At 62.3% G+C, this 17,843-nt stretch carries 15 protein-coding genes and 1 riboswitch; of the genes, 7 read left to right on the top strand and 8 right to left on the bottom strand.

The window, feature by feature from the left end:
- The first annotated feature begins 176 nt into the window (after nt 1-176).
- Both G522_RS27030 and G522_RS27025 read left to right on the top strand, forming a co-directional pair.
- Entirely contained in the window at nt 177-1,871 is a 1,695-nt protein-coding gene (locus tag G522_RS27030; protein ID WP_051228659.1) for a methyl-accepting chemotaxis protein, read from the top strand.
- Between the two features lie 165 nt (nt 1,872-2,036).
- Nucleotides 2,037-3,035, top strand: a complete 999-nt coding sequence (locus tag G522_RS27025) for a sugar-binding transcriptional regulator (RefSeq protein ID WP_051228658.1) — start codon at nt 2,037-2,039, stop codon at nt 3,033-3,035.
- A gap of 44 nt (nt 3,036-3,079) precedes the next feature.
- On the opposite strand, the gene G522_RS0114940 is transcribed toward G522_RS27025, so the two are convergent.
- Nucleotides 3,080-4,114 carry an NAD(P)-dependent alcohol dehydrogenase gene (locus tag G522_RS0114940; RefSeq protein ID WP_026791740.1) on the bottom strand — a complete coding sequence of 345 codons (1,035 nt, stop codon included), beginning with the start codon at nt 4,112-4,114 and terminating at the stop codon, nt 3,080-3,082.
- Nucleotides 4,115-4,583: 469 nt separating this feature from the next.
- Between G522_RS0114940 and G522_RS0114935 the strand changes: the two genes are divergently transcribed.
- The 3 genes from G522_RS0114935 to G522_RS27020 all read left to right on the top strand — a co-directional run bounded on the left by G522_RS0114935 (nt 4,584) and on the right by G522_RS27020 (nt 7,111).
- Entirely contained in the window at nt 4,584-5,588 is a 1,005-nt protein-coding gene (locus G522_RS0114935) for a dihydroxyacetone kinase subunit DhaK (RefSeq protein WP_026791739.1), read from the top strand.
- A gap of 3 nt (nt 5,589-5,591) precedes the next feature.
- Nucleotides 5,592-6,224 (top strand): dihydroxyacetone kinase subunit DhaL, encoded by a 633-nt coding sequence (gene dhaL, locus G522_RS0114930; RefSeq protein ID WP_026791738.1) that lies wholly within the window; start codon nt 5,592-5,594, stop codon nt 6,222-6,224.
- A gap of 80 nt (nt 6,225-6,304) precedes the next feature.
- Nucleotides 6,305-7,111 (top strand): triose-phosphate isomerase, encoded by an 807-nt coding sequence (locus G522_RS27020; protein WP_084633206.1) that lies wholly within the window; start codon nt 6,305-6,307, stop codon nt 7,109-7,111.
- 88 nt (nt 7,112-7,199) lie between these two features.
- On the opposite strand, the gene G522_RS0114920 is transcribed toward G522_RS27020, so the two are convergent.
- The 3 genes from G522_RS0114920 to G522_RS0114910 all read right to left on the bottom strand — a co-directional run bounded on the left by G522_RS0114920 (nt 7,200) and on the right by G522_RS0114910 (nt 11,236).
- Entirely contained in the window at nt 7,200-8,003 is an 804-nt protein-coding gene (locus G522_RS0114920) for a DeoR/GlpR family DNA-binding transcription regulator (protein WP_245586670.1), read from the bottom strand.
- Nucleotides 8,004-8,442: 439 nt separating this feature from the next.
- Nucleotides 8,443-9,720 (bottom strand): PLP-dependent lyase/thiolase, encoded by a 1,278-nt coding sequence (locus G522_RS0114915; RefSeq protein WP_169453534.1) that lies wholly within the window; start codon nt 9,718-9,720, stop codon nt 8,443-8,445.
- Between the two features lie 10 nt (nt 9,721-9,730).
- Entirely contained in the window at nt 9,731-11,236 is a 1,506-nt protein-coding gene (locus tag G522_RS0114910) for a pyridoxal-phosphate dependent enzyme (protein ID WP_026791735.1), read from the bottom strand.
- Nucleotides 11,237-11,535: 299 nt separating this feature from the next.
- A riboswitch (SAM-I-IV-variant riboswitch) is annotated at nt 11,536-11,643 on the top strand.
- 40 nt (nt 11,644-11,683) lie between these two features.
- Between G522_RS0114910 and G522_RS0114905 the strand changes: the two genes are divergently transcribed.
- Entirely contained in the window at nt 11,684-12,754 is a 1,071-nt protein-coding gene (locus G522_RS0114905; protein WP_026791734.1) for a threonine aldolase family protein, read from the top strand.
- A 119-nt stretch (nt 12,755-12,873) separates the two neighbouring features.
- Here the strand turns inward: G522_RS0114905 and G522_RS0114900 are convergent, their stop codons facing one another.
- Nucleotides 12,874-13,821 carry an aldo/keto reductase gene (locus tag G522_RS0114900; RefSeq protein ID WP_026791733.1) on the bottom strand — a complete coding sequence of 316 codons (948 nt, stop codon included), beginning with the start codon at nt 13,819-13,821 and terminating at the stop codon, nt 12,874-12,876.
- A gap of 333 nt (nt 13,822-14,154) precedes the next feature.
- On the opposite strand from G522_RS0114900, the gene G522_RS0114895 reads away from it, so the two are divergent.
- Complete coding sequence (locus G522_RS0114895; protein WP_026791732.1) at nt 14,155-14,598, top strand: RrF2 family transcriptional regulator; 444 nt, start codon at nt 14,155-14,157, stop codon at nt 14,596-14,598.
- Nucleotides 14,599-14,673: 75 nt separating this feature from the next.
- On the opposite strand, the gene G522_RS27015 is transcribed toward G522_RS0114895, so the two are convergent.
- The 3 genes from G522_RS27015 to G522_RS0114880 all read right to left on the bottom strand — a co-directional run bounded on the left by G522_RS27015 (nt 14,674) and on the right by G522_RS0114880 (nt 17,828).
- Nucleotides 14,674-15,291 (bottom strand): RBBP9/YdeN family alpha/beta hydrolase, encoded by a 618-nt coding sequence (locus tag G522_RS27015; protein ID WP_051228657.1) that lies wholly within the window; start codon nt 15,289-15,291, stop codon nt 14,674-14,676.
- Nucleotides 15,292-15,478: 187 nt separating this feature from the next.
- Nucleotides 15,479-16,678 carry a sensor domain-containing diguanylate cyclase gene (locus G522_RS29040; RefSeq protein WP_026791731.1) on the bottom strand — a complete coding sequence of 400 codons (1,200 nt, stop codon included), beginning with the start codon at nt 16,676-16,678 and terminating at the stop codon, nt 15,479-15,481.
- Nucleotides 16,671-17,828, bottom strand: a complete 1,158-nt coding sequence (locus tag G522_RS0114880) for an FIST N-terminal domain-containing protein (RefSeq protein WP_036839428.1) — start codon at nt 17,826-17,828, stop codon at nt 16,671-16,673. The genes G522_RS29040 and G522_RS0114880 overlap by 8 nt, the downstream gene beginning before the upstream one ends.
- Between the last annotated feature and the right edge of the window lie 15 nt (nt 17,829-17,843).

Here is a 17,843-nt window from a genome sequence, read left to right as displayed (position 1 = left end):
CGAGGGGAAATGACCATTCGGTCTTGTCGCTTCCTGTGATCGCCGAGGCGCCGGGTCGATCAACGACCACGACGATGGTGGTGAGAAGAGGGCGGGCCTCTGAGAGGAGGCCTGCTTTGGGATGGCCGCTTGGAGCGCTGTCTCAAGGGAGCGCAAGTCCTGGAAGGGGAGAGAACATGCGAATTGTCAACGCTTCGCTCATGGTCAAGACCAACCTGTTGGTCGGCATGCTGGGCGTGATGGCGCTGCTCGGCAGTGGCTATTCGTCGGTCAACATGCTGATGGTTGATCAGCGTTATTCTGACCTGCTCAACGGCTCGGTGGCTGCTGCCGATTATGTCGGACGAGCCAATCGAGCGATCTCCGACATCGTAACATCGATGTATCAGAACGCGGCGGCCTCCAGCCCGGAGCAGAATCAAGAGGCTGCGATGCTGCGAACCACCAGCCGTTCGAACTTCAACAAATATATCGACGCTGCCACCAAGGCTCTACCGGCCAAGGAAGCGGAATTGAAGGCGATCCGGTCCAGTCTCGATAAGCTCTTCCTGGAGACCTGCGGCAGCGTCATGGAGAGATTGGTCTCTCCCGATCGGGCGCAGGTTACTGCTGCCGTCGGTGACATGCTGAAGTCCTGCACCCCGGCCATCGAGAAAACCCAGGCGACCGCCGTCCGGTTCAACGATCTGCTGCTCAAGGACGTGCGGGCCGAGTCGAAAGCCAACAATGGCTATTCCTGGCTGTCGATCGGCTTTGCCTCAGGCGGAACGTTGCTCGCCGTCATCGTGGTGATGGCAGTTGGTATCGGCTTCATGAGCCGGACGGTTTCACGGCCGCTGCGCCGTCTGCTCGGCCTGATGGCCGAAATCGAAGGCGGCAATTACGACCTTTCCATTCCCCACGATCAGCGCAAGGATGAAGTGGGTGCACTCGCCGAGAGCCTCGAGGGCTTGCGCTGTGCCTTGGCCGCCGGCGTTGCCGAACGAGCCGCCCAGAAAGAAATCGATGCCCGTCAGCAGGCGGTGATCGCCGAACGCGCCAGGCTTGCCGAACGTTTTGTCGAACGAACGCAGGAAATGGTGTCCGGCTTCGGCGCCTCTTCGATGGCGCTTGCCGACTCGGCCAACAATCTGACGGGAACTGCCAGCGACACGGCACGGCATGGACAGGAGGGATCGTCGTCCGCCGATCATGCCTCGCAGAATGTCCATGCGGTCGCTGCCAGCGCCGAGGAGCTCACAGCTTCCATCCAGGAGATTGCATCGCTGGTCGAGCGCTCGTCGCTGACGGCGAGCCAGGCAGCCGAAGAGGCTCGCGACAGCGTCTCCAGCGTCAGGGTGCTGTCGACGGCGGTGCACGAGATCGGCGAGGTGGTCAGCATGATCAGCGACATCGCCTCGCAGACCAATCTCTTGGCGCTCAACGCCGCCATCGAAGCGGCAAGAGCTGGAGAAGCTGGACGCGGCTTTGCCATTGTTGCCGCCGAGGTCAAGGAACTGGCGAACCAGACGACGGGAGCAACCGAGAAGATCGGTGGCAAGATTGGAGAGATCAAAGCGGCGACCGACGCGGCGGAGCGGGCGATGGACGGCATCGTTCAGACACTGTCCACCATCGAACTTTCCTCGCAGTCCATTGCCTCCGCCGTTGAAGAACAGGGCTCGGCAACGGCCGAAATTGCCCGGAATACGCAACGCGCCGCCGAGGCGGCCTCGGAAGTAACGACGATCTTGGAAAAGGTTGGCAATTCCTCGCAGCTCACCGACACGGCGGCGCGACACGTACTGTCCGTTTCCGAAGAGCTAAAACAGCAGTCTGCTCAGCTCGGAGAGGAAGTGCGCGCCTTCGTCGAAGAAATACGGGCGGCTTGACCTTCGCCCTAAGCCGGTCGGCGGGGCTGATCACGCCCCGTCCATATGCTAAATCACCGTTCCGGCGAGCCGAACGAACCAACCATCGATCGGCGGTCTGGCGGTCGCGTCGGCGGTGGCTGGCGCCGCGTCGCAAGCGCTGCAGGATGGAACGAGCCAGAGACCATGAACGATCCAGAGCTGACCATTCTGACCGAAATTGCCGCGGCCTACTATCTCGAGCAAGAAACGCAGGAAGCCCTCTCCCGCAAATATCACATGTCGCGCGCCAAGATCGGGAGGCTGCTCCGCCAGGCGCGCGATGAGGGTATCGTTGAGATTGCCGTCCGAACCCATCCTTCGTTGAGCCTTCGACTCGAACAGGAATTCGTCAAGCGCTTCGGGATCGACCGGGTACTGATTGCCGCCGACAACCGCGATCCGGACGCCCAGCGGGCGGCGCTCGCCAATTTGGTCGCCAACTATCTCGACAAGACACTGCTTGATGGCATGATCGTGGCCGTCGGCATGGGGCGCAATGTGGGTGCGGTAGCCGACAATATCTTTGCCCCCACCCAGAAGGCGGTTACCTTCGTATCGGCCATCGGTGGCTCGCTCAGGGCGGGCGAGTTCATGAATCCGGATCACATCTGCCGGCGCCTTGCCTCCCGCTTTGGCGGTGAGAGCGAGACGCTGTATGCGCCGGCGCTGGTTGCCAACCCGGATATTCGCGCCGCGCTCTTGAAGAACGATACGATCAAGCAAACACTCGACCGGGCCCGCCGGGCCGATATGGCGCTGATCGGGGTTGGCGATCTCAGTGAAGACAGCAACATGGTTCGCATGGGATGGTTCTCGCCGCAGGAGATCGTCGAGGCGCGCCTGTCGGGAACCATTGGCGATTTGATGGGCTACGATTTCATCGACATCGAGGGCAATCAGTCACGGACCCCGATGCAAGGCCGCATCATTGGATTGACGATCGGTGAACTCGGGCGCATCCCCAACGTCATCGCCATCGCCAGCGAAAACACCAAGGCGGCCGGCATTCTGGGAGCGCTCAGGACCGGTGTCGTCAACACGCTGGCCACCAGCTCGGCCAACGCCCACACGGTCCTGGCTCTCGACGACGCCACCAGCAAAAGGCGGCAACGGGCGCAACGCTTGGCGGCGGGCCAGCCGTAAGAAGACGGTGCCGCCGGCTCCCTTCGGCTCCGGCGGCATCAGGATCAAGCAAAGACGATCTGCGTCTTGATAATGTTGGCGGGCGCTTTGGCAGCGAACTCGAACGCCTCGACCGCCTGCTCGAACGAATAGTACTTCGAAATCAGCGGCTTGACGTCGATCTTGCCGGACGCCAGCAAGTTGATGGCCCGATCGTAGATGTTGGCATAGCGGAAGACGTGCTCGACGCGCAGCTCCTTGGCCTGTCCCGCCACCACGTCATAGGCAACCGGCTTGGCCGGCATACCGACCAGCACCGCGCAGCCGCCTGGACAGGCGTAGTCGAACAGCGTGTCATAGGCCTTCATGCTACCGCTCGCCTCGAAGACGGCATCGACACCCCAGCCGCCTGTGGCGGCCCTGACGCGGGCGACGGCATCTTCCTTGGCGAGGTTGATCGGCGTCAGCGATGGATATTTCGCGGCGACGTCGAGCTTCTCCTGCTGAAGATCGATGACGAAGACATCCGAGCAGCCCGCAGCCACTGCCGACAGGGCTGTCATGATGCCGATCGTGCCCGAGCCGATCACGGCTGCGGTGGCGCCGGGTTCGATGCGAGCCTTGGTGGCCGCCTGCATGCCGACGGCCAGTGGCTCGACCATCGCGCCCTCGGCGAGACTAACATTGTCCGGCAGTTTGAAGGTGAGGTTGGCGGGGTGCACCACTTCCGGCGCCAGGCATCCGTGCACCGGCGGCGTCGCCCAGAAACGCACGGCCGGATCGAGATTATAAAGGCCCATGCGCGCGGCCCGCGATGTCCAGTCGGGGATGCCCGGCTCCATGCAAACCTTGTCGCCAACCTTGAACGAGGTCACGTTGGCGCCGACCGCGACAACAACGCCGGCGCCTTCATGGCCGAGTACCATCGGCTTCTTCACGACGAACGGGCCAATGTTGCCATATTCGTAAAAGTGTACGTCGCTGCCGCAGATCCCGACGTTCTTCATGGCAATCTTGACGTCGTCCGGGCCAGGCACAGTCGGCAGATCGATGTCCCGCAGACGAATCTTGCCGATCTCTTCGAGCACAAGCGCCTTCATGTTTTCTCCTCCGCCTTTTCGCGACGGCTTGGCGCCGCGCGGTTTGATCCTGAGCCTCGCGAAGTCTCCTTCGTCCCGTTCCGGGCTGGTTCGCTACGTGCATCACGACCTATGATCATTTGATAACATTTGAATGCGATATATGCAAGCAAATCACTCCCGATCGAAGTTAGTATCTGTTCCACGTAAATTTGCGTAGCATTGGACTGAGGCAGGATTAAAATGTAATGAAATCAGGATTTTAGTTGATTGTGAGTATCGGCTTACGGCAACCATTTAGTGTATACAGGAAGCTTTAGCCTGTCCGAACTTGTGGTGAGTGGTCCTAAAGCAACAATTTTTGGATACTAAAATAACATAACAATGAAATTGTTATTGACATGTGCTCAGCCGGATGGCCCTATATGCCTAATTGGACAGGTGGCTTCCGGCCGCTGGCCGCATAAGCAAAAAAATGGGAGGATTTGGCGTGGGTAAGCCAAAGAAGTTACTCAACAATCCCGTTGAGGTCGTCTCTGAGCTCATTGACGGTCTGGTCGCTGCCTGTGGCGGCGATCTTCGCCGTCTCGAGGGGCGCAATGCCGTCGTCAGGGCACAGGTGGCAGACGACAAGGTGGCGTTGTTGATCGGCGGCGGCAGCGGTCACGAGCCGATGTTTCCGGGCTTCGTCGGTTACAATCTCGCCGATGGCGCCCCGTGCGGCGAGGTGTTCGCAGCGCCGACCCCCGATCTCATTCTCGACACTTTGTCGGCCATTGAGCGGGGCCGAGGCGTGTTGATGGTTTATGGCAACTACGCCGGCGATAACATGAACTTTGATATCGCCGCTGAGCTTGCCGAGGAGGCTGGAATTGTCACCCGTACGGTACGGGTCTGGGATGATGTCGCCGCCGCGCCGCCCGAGCGCATGACCGATCGGCGCGGCATCGCCGGCGATTTCTTCGTCATCAAGGTGGCTGGTGGAGCTGCAGCTGAGCTGGACGACCTTGACGAAGTCTATCGCGTGGCCATCAAGGCGCGCGACAATACACGCTCGATGGGGGTGGCCCTTGCCGCCGGCTCCATTCCCGAAACGGGAGAGCGCACCTTCGAACTGCCCGAAGACGAGATCGAAATCGGTATGGGCGCACATGGTGAGCCCGGCATCGCCCGCCGCAAGATAACCGAGGCCGACGCCATCGCCGAGGAGATGACCGATCGTATCCTCGCCGATCTGCCATTTTCAGCTGGCGACGAGGTCGCTCTCCTGGTGAACAACCTCGGTGCGACGACCTGCATGGAAATGCTGATCGTCAGTCGCAAGGTGCACCAGGTCCTGAAAGAACGGGGAATTGCCGTCCATCGGACTGATGTGGGGTCCTTCCTGACCTGCCAGGAGATGGCCGGACTGTCGATCACGCTGATGAAGCTCGATGCCGAGCTCAAGCATTACCTCGACATGCCCGCCCGTTCCTTTGCCTATTCGAGGGCTTGATCCATGTACGACACACTCACTCCGTCCCAGGCACGCGATATGCTTACGGCCGTCGCCCGGCATCTCGTCGCCAGCGTTGACATGCTCACCGAGGTCGATCAGGCGATCGGCGATGGTGATCATGGCATCGGCATGCGCCGCGGCTTCGCCGCCGTTGAAGAAACAATGGCGACCACCGATCCAGAGTCGGTCGCGAAGGTATTCAAGGCCGCTGGTACGGCGATCATGGCCAAGACAGGAGGGGCTGCCGGTGCCGTTTTTGGCACGCTATTTCGCGCCGGCAGTGCCGCGTTCGAAGAACGTGCCGCGCTGGATGCCGAGGGTCTGGCAGGTTTCCTGGCGCGCGGACTTGAAGGCGTGGAGAAACGTGGCGGCGCCCAGCCCGGGCAAAAGACGATGATCGATGCCTTGGCGCCGGCCGCCGCCGCAGCTGAGGCCGCCATCGCGAGCGGTCTCGTTACCGCTGTGCGAAACGCCACCGATGCTGCCAAAGGCGGTGTTGAGGCGACCAAAGGCATGATTGCCACCACCGGCAAGGCAAGGACCCTTGGTGAGCGGTCGCTCGGTCACCCGGATCCGGGGGCCGTCTCGATGTCGCTGATCCTCGAGGCAATGCGCGACTATATCGCCGCGTAACGTTCCAACAATGATGGCTGGGTATAGAGCGGATAGGCGAGGGCGGCTGGGCCTTCGTCTCCGTGTGGGTGGAGGCAAAGGTGAGCACATTCTGGATCGGTACCGGCTGGAAAATGAACAAGACGGTTGCCGAAACACGACGCTACATTGCCGACCTCAAGGCGCGATTGCCCGATGATGCCGGGGCCGATTATGCACTCTTCATCATCCCCCCGTTTACGGCGCTTGCCGCCGCCCGTGAAGCGATCGGTATGGCACCGGTCCTTCTCGGGGCTCAGAACATGCACTGGGCGGACGCGGGGGCCTACACCGGTGAAATATCGGCCGTGATGCTGAAGGAGTTTGACATCGATCTTGTCGAACTCGGCCACTCCGAGCGCCGCGAGCATTTCGGCGAGACGGACGCAACAATCAATTTGAAAGTGAAAGCCGCCTTGCGGCATGGCTTTAGGCCGCTGCTCTGCGTCGGCGACAGCGCCGAGGAGCGGGCAGCCGGTGCATCGGGTGCCGCGGTGGTGCGACAGGTGAAGCTCGCCTTTGCCGGTTTGACCAAGAGCGAGATCAGCCGCTGTCTGGTTGCCTATGAACCGATATGGGCGATCGGAGAGGGCGGAGTGCCGGCCAGTCCCGAAGAGGCGCGCCCCGTTCACGTTGCGCTCCATGTCGCCTTGAAGGAGCTGGGAGCCCCGTCTGTGCCAGTGCTCTATGGCGGCAGCGTCAATCTGGACAATGCCGCGGCCTTGGCCGGCGAACAGGCCATCGACGGCCTGTTTGTTGGTCGCGCCGCCTGGTCCGCGGACGGGTTCGCCGCATTGATCTCACGGGTCATGGCGGCGCGCAAAGCCGCGACCTCCACACCCGCCAAAGCTATGCCTGCGATCGGGTAGGCCGTCTTCCACGTTCCCCAAGCCTATATGGGATTCTGGCCGGAAGCCTTCCGAACTCTTGTTCGGCCACCGCATCCCCTGACGACGGTCAAGCCTCGACAATGGTGAGCTTGACGCCGTCCTTGAGCAGCGCATCGGCGTCTGCTTCAGAAAGGCCGCTATCGGTAATCACTTGGTCGAACTCGGTCAGCATGGCGAGCTTGATCAGCGATGTCTTGCCGAACTTGGAGCTGTCGATCAGCAGGATCTTGCGATCGGCTGCTTCCATCAGCGCGCGTTTGGTTTTCACTACTTCCTCTTGCTGATGAAAGGCAATCAGACCGAGGATGGTTGATGTCGACATAAACAAGGTATTGGCGCGCAGCGAGCCGACGGCTTGCTCGCAAAGATAACCGAAGAACGCGTTGAAACGTGCGTTGTAGTGCCCTCCGAGACAGATTGTCTCGATGCCCGGAGCATCCTTGAGCGTGTCGATGATCGTCAGACTGCTGGTAATCACCGTCAACGGTTTGCAGTCGACGAGATGCGCGGCGAGATGGCCGACCGTCGTCGAGTCATCAAGGATCACGGCTTGGCCGGGCTCGACGAGTTCAGCGGCGGCGCGGGCGAGGGCGTCCTTTTCGGCGTCGGCAAGGCGGGCGCGATAGAGAATGGTGCTGTCGGCGAGGCTGGACGAGCGAACCGTTACGCCGCCGTGGACGCGGCGAACAATTCCCTGTTCCTCCAAAAGCCTGAGGTCGCGATGGACGGTCATTCGACTGACGCCGAAATGATCGGCAAGTTCCTCGACTTGCGCCGAACCGGCCGGCAGCAGGTAGTCGAGAAGCGCCTTACGTCGCCCGGTCGGCCCGGCCGACGCTTTCACTTGCTGGAAATCATCGTTGTGTTGCACGGCATGAATCCGTCGCTGGGGATTTAGGCAGACGGATCCGTCGTGGTATCGCGCGAGAGGACAAAAGCGCCAACCGCACAATCAGAAAGCCTCCTGCAGCCAACGGCTATCGGGATACTTGTAACCTCGTCCCTGATCCATTGGGCTAAGGATGACATTGTAGCTCTCCTGTTTGAGACAGTTCCTACCGTAAAGTCACAAAAATATCAACATAACTTATCAAACAAACACAGATTGGCTGATCTGGGTGTTATGGTGTTGTCTCGTCCGTCGTGCTGAGGTGCCCCGATAACGAGATGATCCCCGGCCTGAAAACGCAATGGAAAGGGCAGATCTACGACAAGGACGGCCGACCAAATAGCCGACCGATTCATGACGGCCTCTCATCGTCACCCACGAAGCGAAATCGGCGATATGCCGGATAAAGCGACACCGGGGCTTATCGTTCCACACCGGAAAAAATAACAGCGATCTGCCTGCCAGCCTCCGGCTTGGCGATCACGCCGGCGAGGCCAGAAGTGCCTGTCGCAGAGGCAACGATATCGGTGTGCAGACGTCCTGCTTTGTGTGCCGTTGCGACCTGGCTCTCGTCGACGACGACGGTCGAGCCACCGCTGGCGCGCATGCCTTCGGCGATTGCCCACCAGTCATAGGTTTCATCGTCGAGAATGCCGTGCGCGAGGCTCGTCGGTGTCGTTTCCCACGGCCACATGAACTGTGATCGCTTCTTTGCCGGCACGTCGAGATCCATCCCGTCGAGACGCTCCCAGGCGCGCGCCAGTGGTGCGCAGCCTGCCGTCTGGACGGCGAATAGTTTGGGAAGCGAGGGCAACAGGCCGTTTGCGCGCGCGATGGCCAAGCCTTGCGCGAGCGCGCTTGCCAATGCCCCACCGCCAACCTGAGCGAATAGCGCATCCGGGACCACGCCAACCCGGCTGAATTCTTCCGCCATTTCGAAGGCCAGCGTACGGCCGCCTTCGATGGCCAGTCCATTGTCTGTCCCCTGTACGCCAAACGGAATGGCGCCCGCTGCCACGGCCTCACGGAAGCGCAGGTAGCAGGGATCCCCTGCCTCGCCAGGTCTCCGCTCACAGATGGTAATCGCCGCCCCGAGCTCCTTGAGCCTCGCTTTCACCGCCTCATCGGCATCAGGTGGAATGAACACGTCCAGCGGCCATTCGGCGGCTCTTGCGATCACGGCGGCAGCGAGGGCTGCATTGCCACAAGAAGCAATCGTCAGCCGCCGTGCCTTCATATTTTCGCCGGCCGGCAACCGAGCCGCCTCAAGGACCCGTAGATAGAGCATTACGCCCATCAGATGCCGGGCCTTGTGTGAACCCGATACATTGTGGGTTTCGTCCTTCACCCAGAGCGAACCCGACAGACCGATTGCCTTGGCGAGACCAATGCGTTCGGCCATAGGTGTGATGCGGAAGCCGCTTCCGTCGACAGCCGCCAGAGCCAGATCCAGCTTGCCAACGAGATCGAACCAGGCGGAGTCAGACAGCCCGGATGACCGTGCCAGCCTATAAGGCGAAAGCCATTGCCGATAGCGCAGGAAGGGGTCGGTTTCGTTGCCGATCGACAGCGGCAGCGTTTCGCTGTCGGCCACGAGAACGTGGTCGATATCGTCGCCCAAGCCAGCATTCGGGCAGGCAAAGGCCAACCGAACACCAGCGTCGATCTCAGCGCCACAGCCGTGGCAACGAAACTTCACCGCCATCGCCTCAGACGCCCAGCTTCTTGGCAACGCCGCTCTTGGCGTTGACGTCGGCGATCATGTTGTCCCAGGCCGGCACGAGATCGAGCAGGCCGTCCCAGTAGGACTGCTTGGCGCGAGCCTTGAACTCTTCGATGGAGACGCCCTGCTGCTCCACCCAGGTGAAGTAGCCGAGGTTGAACACCCGCTTGCGGTCGACATAGGTCATTTCGAGGAGGTCGCTGGTCGACGCCGCCGCCAGCGAACGGCCCCAGGTCTCGCCAGCCGCCACCGCGTCGAAGCGGTTGCCGAAATCACGCTTGATCACCTTGTCGATCTCGCTGCCGTACATGGCGGCGCCATCGGTGGCCAGGGTGACGATGACGTCGTCCGGGCCCATGTCGTAATACTTGGCGGTCTTGATCGCCGCGAGCATGTTGCAGATCGACGACAGGCCGAGATTGCTGAGGTCGGCGACCAGCTTCGGATCGATGCCGCGGCGCTCGATCAGGTAGTTGCGGCCGACTTCGGTGTTGAACAGCACGATCAGCCGATCGGTGTCGCTGTCGCTGACGCCGGCCACCATGTCGGTGTTCATGAGGTTGTGGATGTAGGGCACGTGCTTGTCGCCGATACCCTGGATGTTGTGCTCGCCGAAGCCATTCTCCAGGAGCGTCGGACACTCGGTCGCCTCGACAACGACGATCTTGGTGCCGTGATGCTCCTTGAGATGGTCGCCGGCTGCCAGCGTGCCGCTCGATCCGGAGGCCGACACGAAAGCCGCAAGCTTGGATCCGGGGCGGTCCTTGGTGATCGCCTTGAACAGCGTCTCCAGCGCCGCGCCGGTGCAGGTACGGTGAACGAGATAGTTTCCGAACTCGCAGAACTGGTTGAAGATGATGTTGTCGGCGTCGCTGTCGAGCCGGGCGCACTCGTCATAGATTTCCTTGACGTTGCTCTCCGAGCCGGGCGTCTTGATGACGTCGGAACTGTCCACCACCCACTTGTCGAGCCAGTCGAAGCGCTCGCGGCTCATGTTCTCCGGCAGCACGGCCACGCCATGGCAGCCGAGAATGCGCGAGATGGCGACGCCGCCGCGGCAGTAGTTGCCGGTGGACGGCCAGACGGCCTTATGATGGCTGGGGTCGAACTGTCCGGTGACGAGGCGCGGCACCAGGCAGCCGTAGGCGGCGAGCACCTTGTGGGCGCGGATCATCGGGAAGCGGTTGCCGAGCGCCAGCACGATGCGCGCCTTGACGCCGGTCAGCTCGCTCGGCAGCTCGACGTGGACGGGCGTGTCGGTGAGTCCGCTGCGAGCCGCGTCGTTGAACCAGTGCACACGAAACAGGTTGAGGGGATTGGCCACATCGGGATCGACGCTGGCGAGACGCTTGCGGACGCCGTCTGGAACGGTCTTGGGATTGGCGAGCTGTCCCAGCGTCGGCAGCAATACGCCTTCCTGGCCGAGGCGCGCGATGGTCCGGTCGAGAACCTCTTGATCGACGACGTTACGTTCCAAACCTAGCCGCGCCATAGTCCATATCCCCTTATTCGTTCCGTGGTCGCACGCCTATCCGCGATCCTTGCGCCGGCAGGCGTCCCGATCGTGCAAGCCTCGTGCGCGCATTCAGGATGCCGCAGTTGCGCCGATGGCGACATGATGTGCCGCAAGCCGCGCCACCGGAGAATATAGAAAGCTTGGACTTGAGCCAGCTTGGTATGAATCGGCATCAAGGAGCAGGCAAAAGGATACCAGAGGCAAGGAGACCGGGCGTTTCTATCGGCACGCCTCGACAGACGGTTGCCGGAGGTCGGTTGTAGTGGTAATTGCCATTCATGCATCAAGAGTCGGGGAGACGCCCGACACCAACCTGCTCCCGAGCAAGGTGGTGCCCTTCGTGAAGAGGGGGATGTGGCCGACCGGCAACCAACGGGATCCCAGCCACGCGTCGCTCCGCTTCTGAAATGAGAGGAAGTTGACGTGACCAATCCCGCCCAGCAATTCGCAAGCGACAATTACGCCGGCATCTGTCCCGAGGCCTGGGCCGAGATGGAGCGCGCCAATGGCGGCTCGGCCATCGCCTATGGCGAGGATGCGTGGACCCAGCGCGCCGCCGACGCGTTCAGGCATCTGTTCGAAAAGGACTGCGAGGTCTTTTTCGTCTTCAACGGCACAGCGGCCAACTCGCTGGCTCTCGCTTCCCTTTGCCAGTCGTTCCACAGCGTCATCTGCGCCTCGTCGGCGCACGTGGAAACCGACGAGTGTGGCGCGCCCGAGTTCTTTTCCAACGGATCGAAGCTGCTTGTCGCGTCACCGACGGCACCCAAGCTGACGCCGGATATCATCAGGGCGCTGGCCAACAGTCGGTCCGACATCCATTTCCCCAAGCCTCGGGTGGTGACCATCACCCAGCCAACCGAAACCGGCCTCGTCTATAGCATCGAGGAAGTCCGAGCCATCGCCGCGGTCTGCCGGGAGCTGGGGCTCAAGCTGCATATGGACGGCGCCCGCTTTGCTCATGCCTGTGCGGCGCTTGGCTGTTCGCCGGCCGAGCTATCCTGGCAGGCCGGCGTCGACGTGCTCTGTTTCGGCGGAACCAAGAACGGCATGGCTGTCGGCGAAGCTGTCATCTTCTTCGACAGGGCGCTGGCCGAGGATTTTGACTATCGCTGCAAGCAGGCCGGGCAGCTCGCGTCGAAGATGCGGTTCCTGTCGGCGCCATGGATCGGCATGCTGGAAAGTGGGGCCTGGCTGCGCAATGCCCGCCACGGCAACGCTTGCGCAGCCCGGTTGACGGCGGCGATCGCCGGCGTGCCCGGCATCGAATTGCTCTTTCCCGTAGAGGCAAACTCGGTGTTCCTGAGTGCTCCCGAGGCCGTGCTGGACGAGTTGCGCCGTCGAGGTTGGCGCTTCTACACCTTCATCGGCGGCGGTGCCCGTTTCATGTTCGCCTGGGACGCCGATCCGGCACGCGTCGATGAGCTCGCCGCCGACATTCGTTCGGCGGCAGCGTTGGCGCTCACGCAGGAACAAGCAGAACCCACGGCTTGAATTGACGAACGGCGACGAGAGGTTGAGCCTTCGCGGGGCCGTCTCGGGAACTGTCGAGCGCCGAGCGGGCGATGTTGGGAGACGGGAGCTGAAACTCTTCTGAGAGAAAACGACTGGGTTCATGCCGCTTTGGCGAACCGGCGGGGATGAAGAGGGCCGCGCTCGGGACCGAGTGTCGGCAAGAGGTTTGCGATGTCGGAAAGGTCGCGCACGGAGAGTTCGACCTCCGGCGCAGAAGCGACAGCGGCGATGTGCTCGGGACATTGAGCCCCCACGGCGATGCCGGCTATTCCTAGCCAGGTCAGGCTCCAGGCTGCGGCGACGGCCGACGGCATTGCGTGCCGACGGGTGGCGATTGTTTGGAGAAGCTGCCTGAGCGGACCTAGGGCCAGTTTGTTGGGCGCATCGATGGGGCCGCTGGGTGACACCAGCTCGCCACCGCCAAGCGTCCGATAGGCGATGATCGTAGACGTTGGCATCCGCCGCCATAGAAGTTCACTGTCGCCGATGCGGCGATCGACCAGCGACAACTCGACGTAGACGGCGTCGCAGGCGCCGATCCGCTCGGCGCGTTCGAGGCGAGCGCTGTCGGGTGCGATCAGGCCAACCGCTCGGACGAGGCCGCTCTGCTTGAGATCGAGCAAAGTCGACCATGCATCTTCGAATAGCGCGTCCGAGCTTGCGTCGAGATTGAGTTTGACGAGGTCGGCGGCTTCAATGCCGAGGCGGGCGAGTGACCGTTCGATCTGTTGACGCAGGCGGCGCGGTTGCATGGCAAGCTGCGGCGTGACTCGCCGTGATCGGCCATCCCAATCGTAGCCCGCTGCAATGGCGATGAAGGGACGATCATCAACCGGCAGCTCGGCCAGGGTGCGGCCGATCAGCCGCTCGGCACCGCCAAATCCGAACACTGCATCCGTATCGATCCAGTTGATGCCGAGGTCGAGGGCACGCCGCAAGGTGGCGTCAGCGAGGTCGTCTGCATTGCCACCCTTGCCAAAAGCGGCCGTACCAAGTCCGACCCGTGACAGTGGCTTGCCTGCGACGGTAGACAGGGGGCTCGGCATTCGGCCTTCTGGCATTTTCCTCGCTCCGGAAGAGGTCTGTGTGCTGGATCTGGCCAGCAATCCTGAGAAGGCTAGCCAATATTTCCGGGCGTCATCAGGCTTGTATTTTCCTTTTGCCGGGTGATGCTGGAACGATATGCCGCGAGAAGCCGGTTTGACCGCACATGGTTTGCCTTGATCTTCCAAGGTGTTCCGATCGGATCCAGAACGAATTGCCGCGAACTCACGGGATGCATCAACTTCCGTCATTGTGGTGAGCCAAAGGAGCTCCGATCGATTGACGCCATGCCCGTACGCCGCTATTTCGGCCTTTAACGCGTCTGGAGACGAGCAATGCTGACCAAGAAGGGCAAATACGGGCTCAAGGCGCTGGTCCACCTTGCTCGCTCGGAGCCTGGCAAGGCGGTCCAGGTGGCGGAAATCGCGGCACGCGAGAATATCTCCAAGAAATTCCTCGACGCCATCATGCGCGATCTCAAGAACGCTGGCTTCGTCCGCTCGTGGAAAGGCCCCGGCGGCGGCTTTGCTCTGAGCCGCCCGGCGGCCGAGATTGTCATCGGACCGGTGGTGCGGGCGCTTGATGGACCACTGGCGCCGATTGCCTGCGCCAGTCGGACCGCCTTCCAGCCCTGCGACGACTGCGGCGACCTCTCCACCTGTTCGGTCCGCATTGTCATGACCGAGGTGCGGGACGCCATGGCAGAGGTGCTCGACCGCACCACGCTGGCCGACATGCTGCAGAAATCCAACACGGCTGCCATGGTGCTCGCCGGCTAGTGCCAGTGTTCCGTCAGGAGGCCGGCCGCTATTCTCGGCGGTGATGCCGCGCTGCTGATTGTTGACAGGTCATTTTCAGTTCGCGGCAGCGGCCAATGGGTAAATTCCCTTGCGCGCCGCACCGCCGCAGAAGCCGCTGCCGCGCGCCAGCGACCGACTTCGTGCCACCGCCGTTACGCGAGCGAGCAGCTTCTGACCTTCGGGCCAAGCGCCCAGGTCAGTCATGGCATTGATGTGGCCGGCATGTCCGGCGTCGACATACTCAGCCTCCCACATGCGGGCGAGGATACGGGCGCGGGCGGATGGCATCCACGGATCGTTGCGGCTGCCGACCACGATGGCCGGAAAGCCGAGCGGCCCGGTCGGAATGGGAGCGAAGGAGGCGACGGCCGGCACGGTGTCCGCCTGGTTGTCAACGTCGGCGGGCGCGACCAGCAGCGCGCCGGCGATCAGCAGGTCCGGGTAGCGGCTCGCAAGGTGGGCGATCAGGATGGCGCCGAGGCTGTGGCCAACCAGAATGGGATTCGGATAGCGCTCGATCGCCTCGATTGCCTCTGCAAGCCAGTCATCGAGATCCGGGCGCTCCCAATCGCGCTGCCGCACCAGCACCGTCCTGTCCATCAGGTTCAGCCAATGCGCCTGCCAGTGTCCGGGCCCCGAGCCTTGCCAGCCCGGAAGAATGAGCGTCGCCATCGCATGTCTCCCTTCGCCAGAATGGCGGCAAAGCGCCCGTCGCTTCCACCGCGTTGCGAAAGGTTAAGCGCTCGAGAAATGCTTGTAGTGGTCTGATTTTTCGTTTTCAGCCCGCAAGGCGGATGGCTGTTGCCGCTGTCGATCCATGACGAGATGAAGTGACTCTCCACCTTCGCCGCCCGGTTCGCTATCTTCTGCCCTGTGCTGTCATTGGAAGGGGCGGTTCCTGGAGGGCAGAGGCTCGCCCGTTTGAGAGATCGGCAATCCGCACCTGGTTACGGCCGCCTCGCTTGGCCTGGTAAAGAGCCTGATCGGCGAGGCCGATCAGATCGTTGCCGCAGAGGCCATGCTCGGGGAAGGATGCGACGCCGAAGGAAGCGGTGATGCGGAAGGCGTCGCGGCCGGGATTGACGATCTGCGTCTGCAGCTCCTTGCGCAGTGCGTTGGCCCAGCCGGCCGCCGCGGCACCGGTCTGGCCCGGCAGCAGGGCGAGAAACTCCTCGCCGCCGTAGCGGAAGGCCTGGGCTGCCGATCCGCAGCGCTTGTCGATGACCGCGGCGATGATGGCGAGCACGTCGTCGCCCGCCTGATGGCCGTATCGGTCGTTGACCAGCTTGAAATGGTCGAGATCGCACATGACGACGCTGAAGGCATGGCCGTCCCGTTGGGCCCGATTGCATTCCTCTTCCAGCGCCACGTCGAGATAGCGGCGGTTGTAGAGTCCGGTCAGCGCGTCGCGGAGCGACTGCTCGCGCAAGAGGGCATGCAGCCCTTCGGCCCGCCGCTCGGCCTGCCGGCGCTTGCTGATGTCGAGCATGATGCTGACGGCGACCGGCCTGACGCCGACGTTGTGGACGCTGCCGTGCAGCTCGATATCGATCTCCACACCGTCCTTGCGCAGGCCGCGAAAGGTGTAGTCGGCCATCGGCACTTCGCCGGACATGCGCTGGCGCGTGTGCTCGGCCACCATCGGCCGGTCGCACTCGGCCACCAGGGTGAGAACGTCACGGCCGATCACCTCGCTGACGTCATAGCCGAACATGTCGGCCATCTTTTTGTTGGCAAAAGTGAATCTTCCCTCTTCGGAGGTGGAGATGCCGACCAGCGGCTGGTTGACGACGCCGAGCAGCTTGAACTCGGATTCGCGCAGTTTGCGGGTGATTAGCTCGTTGTCTCGGAGGGCGGTTTCCAGGGCGGCGGTACGGCGGCGCACCTCGCCCTTCAGGGCGACGGCCGTCTGGAGTTCGTCGAATTCGGTACGATAGTCGCCGGCGGCGTTGCGCTCCAGCCGGTTCATTAGCGCCTCGATGACCTTGTTCTGCCGGGCGATCTCGGCCAGCAGCAGTTTCGGGTCGGACTCAGAGCCCAGAAGCGGACGCTTAGCCATGCCGGGTGTCCTCCGGCAAGTCGCCGATCGCGACGCCCGTCAGGGTATGGTTGACGTGGATGCCCTGATATTGCTCGCCATAACAGGAGAAGCCGACGACATTGTTCTCTTCGAACAGGTGTTCGACGTCCCGGGTCAGGCTTTTGGCGGAAATAGTCAGCTTTCTCAGGATGCAGTCGAACCCGATGAGCAGCTTGGGTCTGCCGATGGCGTCGCGGATCTCCGCCAGCGCGGCCTTCAGGTCGGAGAGCAGATCCGTCATGCTGGCGATACGGAACACCATGCCCTCATCAACGGCGCAATAGAAGGTGAGACTGCCGTCGCCATGGGCGGTCTGGACCGCGCGCACGTACTGGCTGCCGCTCAGGAAAACGACGATCGGCGCCGCGGCGAACCTAGCTGGGCCGAGGCCCTTCGGGGTGGTGTCGGTCGCTCGCGCATATTCCTCGGTGGCCGGCAGCCCGTTGATCTCCCGGACCAGCCGGCGTTCTGGTTCGGCCGCCGTCACCACCAGCCGTTCCTGCATCGGAGTGAAATTCTGAATCTTCACGGCGCGGAACGGTCGCGACGTGGCGATCAGCATCACCACCGCAGCGTCAGTGTGGAAGCCGCCATCGGCGTAGACGTGGGTGCGTCGGAAGTTGAGATCGTCGCCCGCCGATCCGCCGATCAGACAGATATCGTCGAGCGCCGACTGGAAGGCGCGGCCGACCAGTTCCTCGCGGATCGACAGGCCGTCGATCAGCGACAGCGCGAAGCGATTGACGAGTCTCGGGCGGTCAGCGGTTTCGGCATCGAGTTCCAGCAGTAGCGACTGGACGTGGATGCGCGCCGATGCCGGTTCGAACCGCTGCAGGTCGGGGACGAGGCGACCGACGGCTGCGAAACTGTCGCGGGGAAAGCTGGCGCCGCTGAGGCTGTAGGTGAGATAGCCTTCGGGGCCGATCTCACCGGCCGTCGTGCAGCCGAAAACCGTAACGCCGGGAAACCCCAGGGCCATCTCCTCGGCGATCTCGTCGAGTTCATAGGCGCTGGAGCAGAAGAACAGCACGAAGGCCATGTTGGGTTGTGACACGCCGTCGCGAAACTCGCGCACCGCTGTGCGGGCATTTGTACTGATCGACTGAAAACGGCGAATGGGGTCCCGCATGTTGGGGTGGTCTCG

Source organism: Pleomorphomonas oryzae DSM 16300 (assembly GCF_000422965.1).
GTDB lineage: Bacteria > Pseudomonadota > Alphaproteobacteria > Rhizobiales > Pleomorphomonadaceae > Pleomorphomonas > Pleomorphomonas oryzae.
Note: the sequence above shows the minus strand (reverse complement) of the source record. Positions and strands in the feature narration are given on the sequence as shown.

Bases quoted from the DNA above. Each gene is read 5' to 3' on its own strand.
- G522_RS27030 (WP_051228659.1), top strand. From the start codon at position 177: ATGCGAATTGTCAACGCTTCGCTCATGGTCAAGACCAACCTGTTGGTC.
- G522_RS27025 (WP_051228658.1), top strand. From the start codon at position 2,037: ATGAACGATCCAGAGCTGACCATTCTGACCGAAATTGCCGCGGCCTAC.
- G522_RS0114940 (WP_026791740.1), bottom strand. From the start codon at position 4,114: ATGAAGGCGCTTGTGCTCGAAGAGATCGGCAAGATTCGTCTGCGGGAC.
- dhaL (WP_026791738.1), top strand. From the start codon at position 5,592: ATGTACGACACACTCACTCCGTCCCAGGCACGCGATATGCTTACGGCC.
- G522_RS0114910 (WP_026791735.1), bottom strand. From the start codon at position 11,236: ATGGCGCGGCTAGGTTTGGAACGTAACGTCGTCGATCAAGAGGTTCTC.
- G522_RS0114900 (WP_026791733.1), bottom strand. From the start codon at position 13,821: ATGCCGAGCCCCCTGTCTACCGTCGCAGGCAAGCCACTGTCACGGGTC.
- G522_RS0114895 (WP_026791732.1), top strand. From the start codon at position 14,155: ATGCTGACCAAGAAGGGCAAATACGGGCTCAAGGCGCTGGTCCACCTT.
- G522_RS27015 (WP_051228657.1), bottom strand. From the start codon at position 15,291: ATGGCGACGCTCATTCTTCCGGGCTGGCAAGGCTCGGGGCCCGGACAC.
- G522_RS29040 (WP_026791731.1), bottom strand. From the start codon at position 16,678: ATGGCTAAGCGTCCGCTTCTGGGCTCTGAGTCCGACCCGAAACTGCTG.
- G522_RS0114880 (WP_036839428.1), bottom strand. From the start codon at position 17,828: ATGCGGGACCCCATTCGCCGTTTTCAGTCGATCAGTACAAATGCCCGC.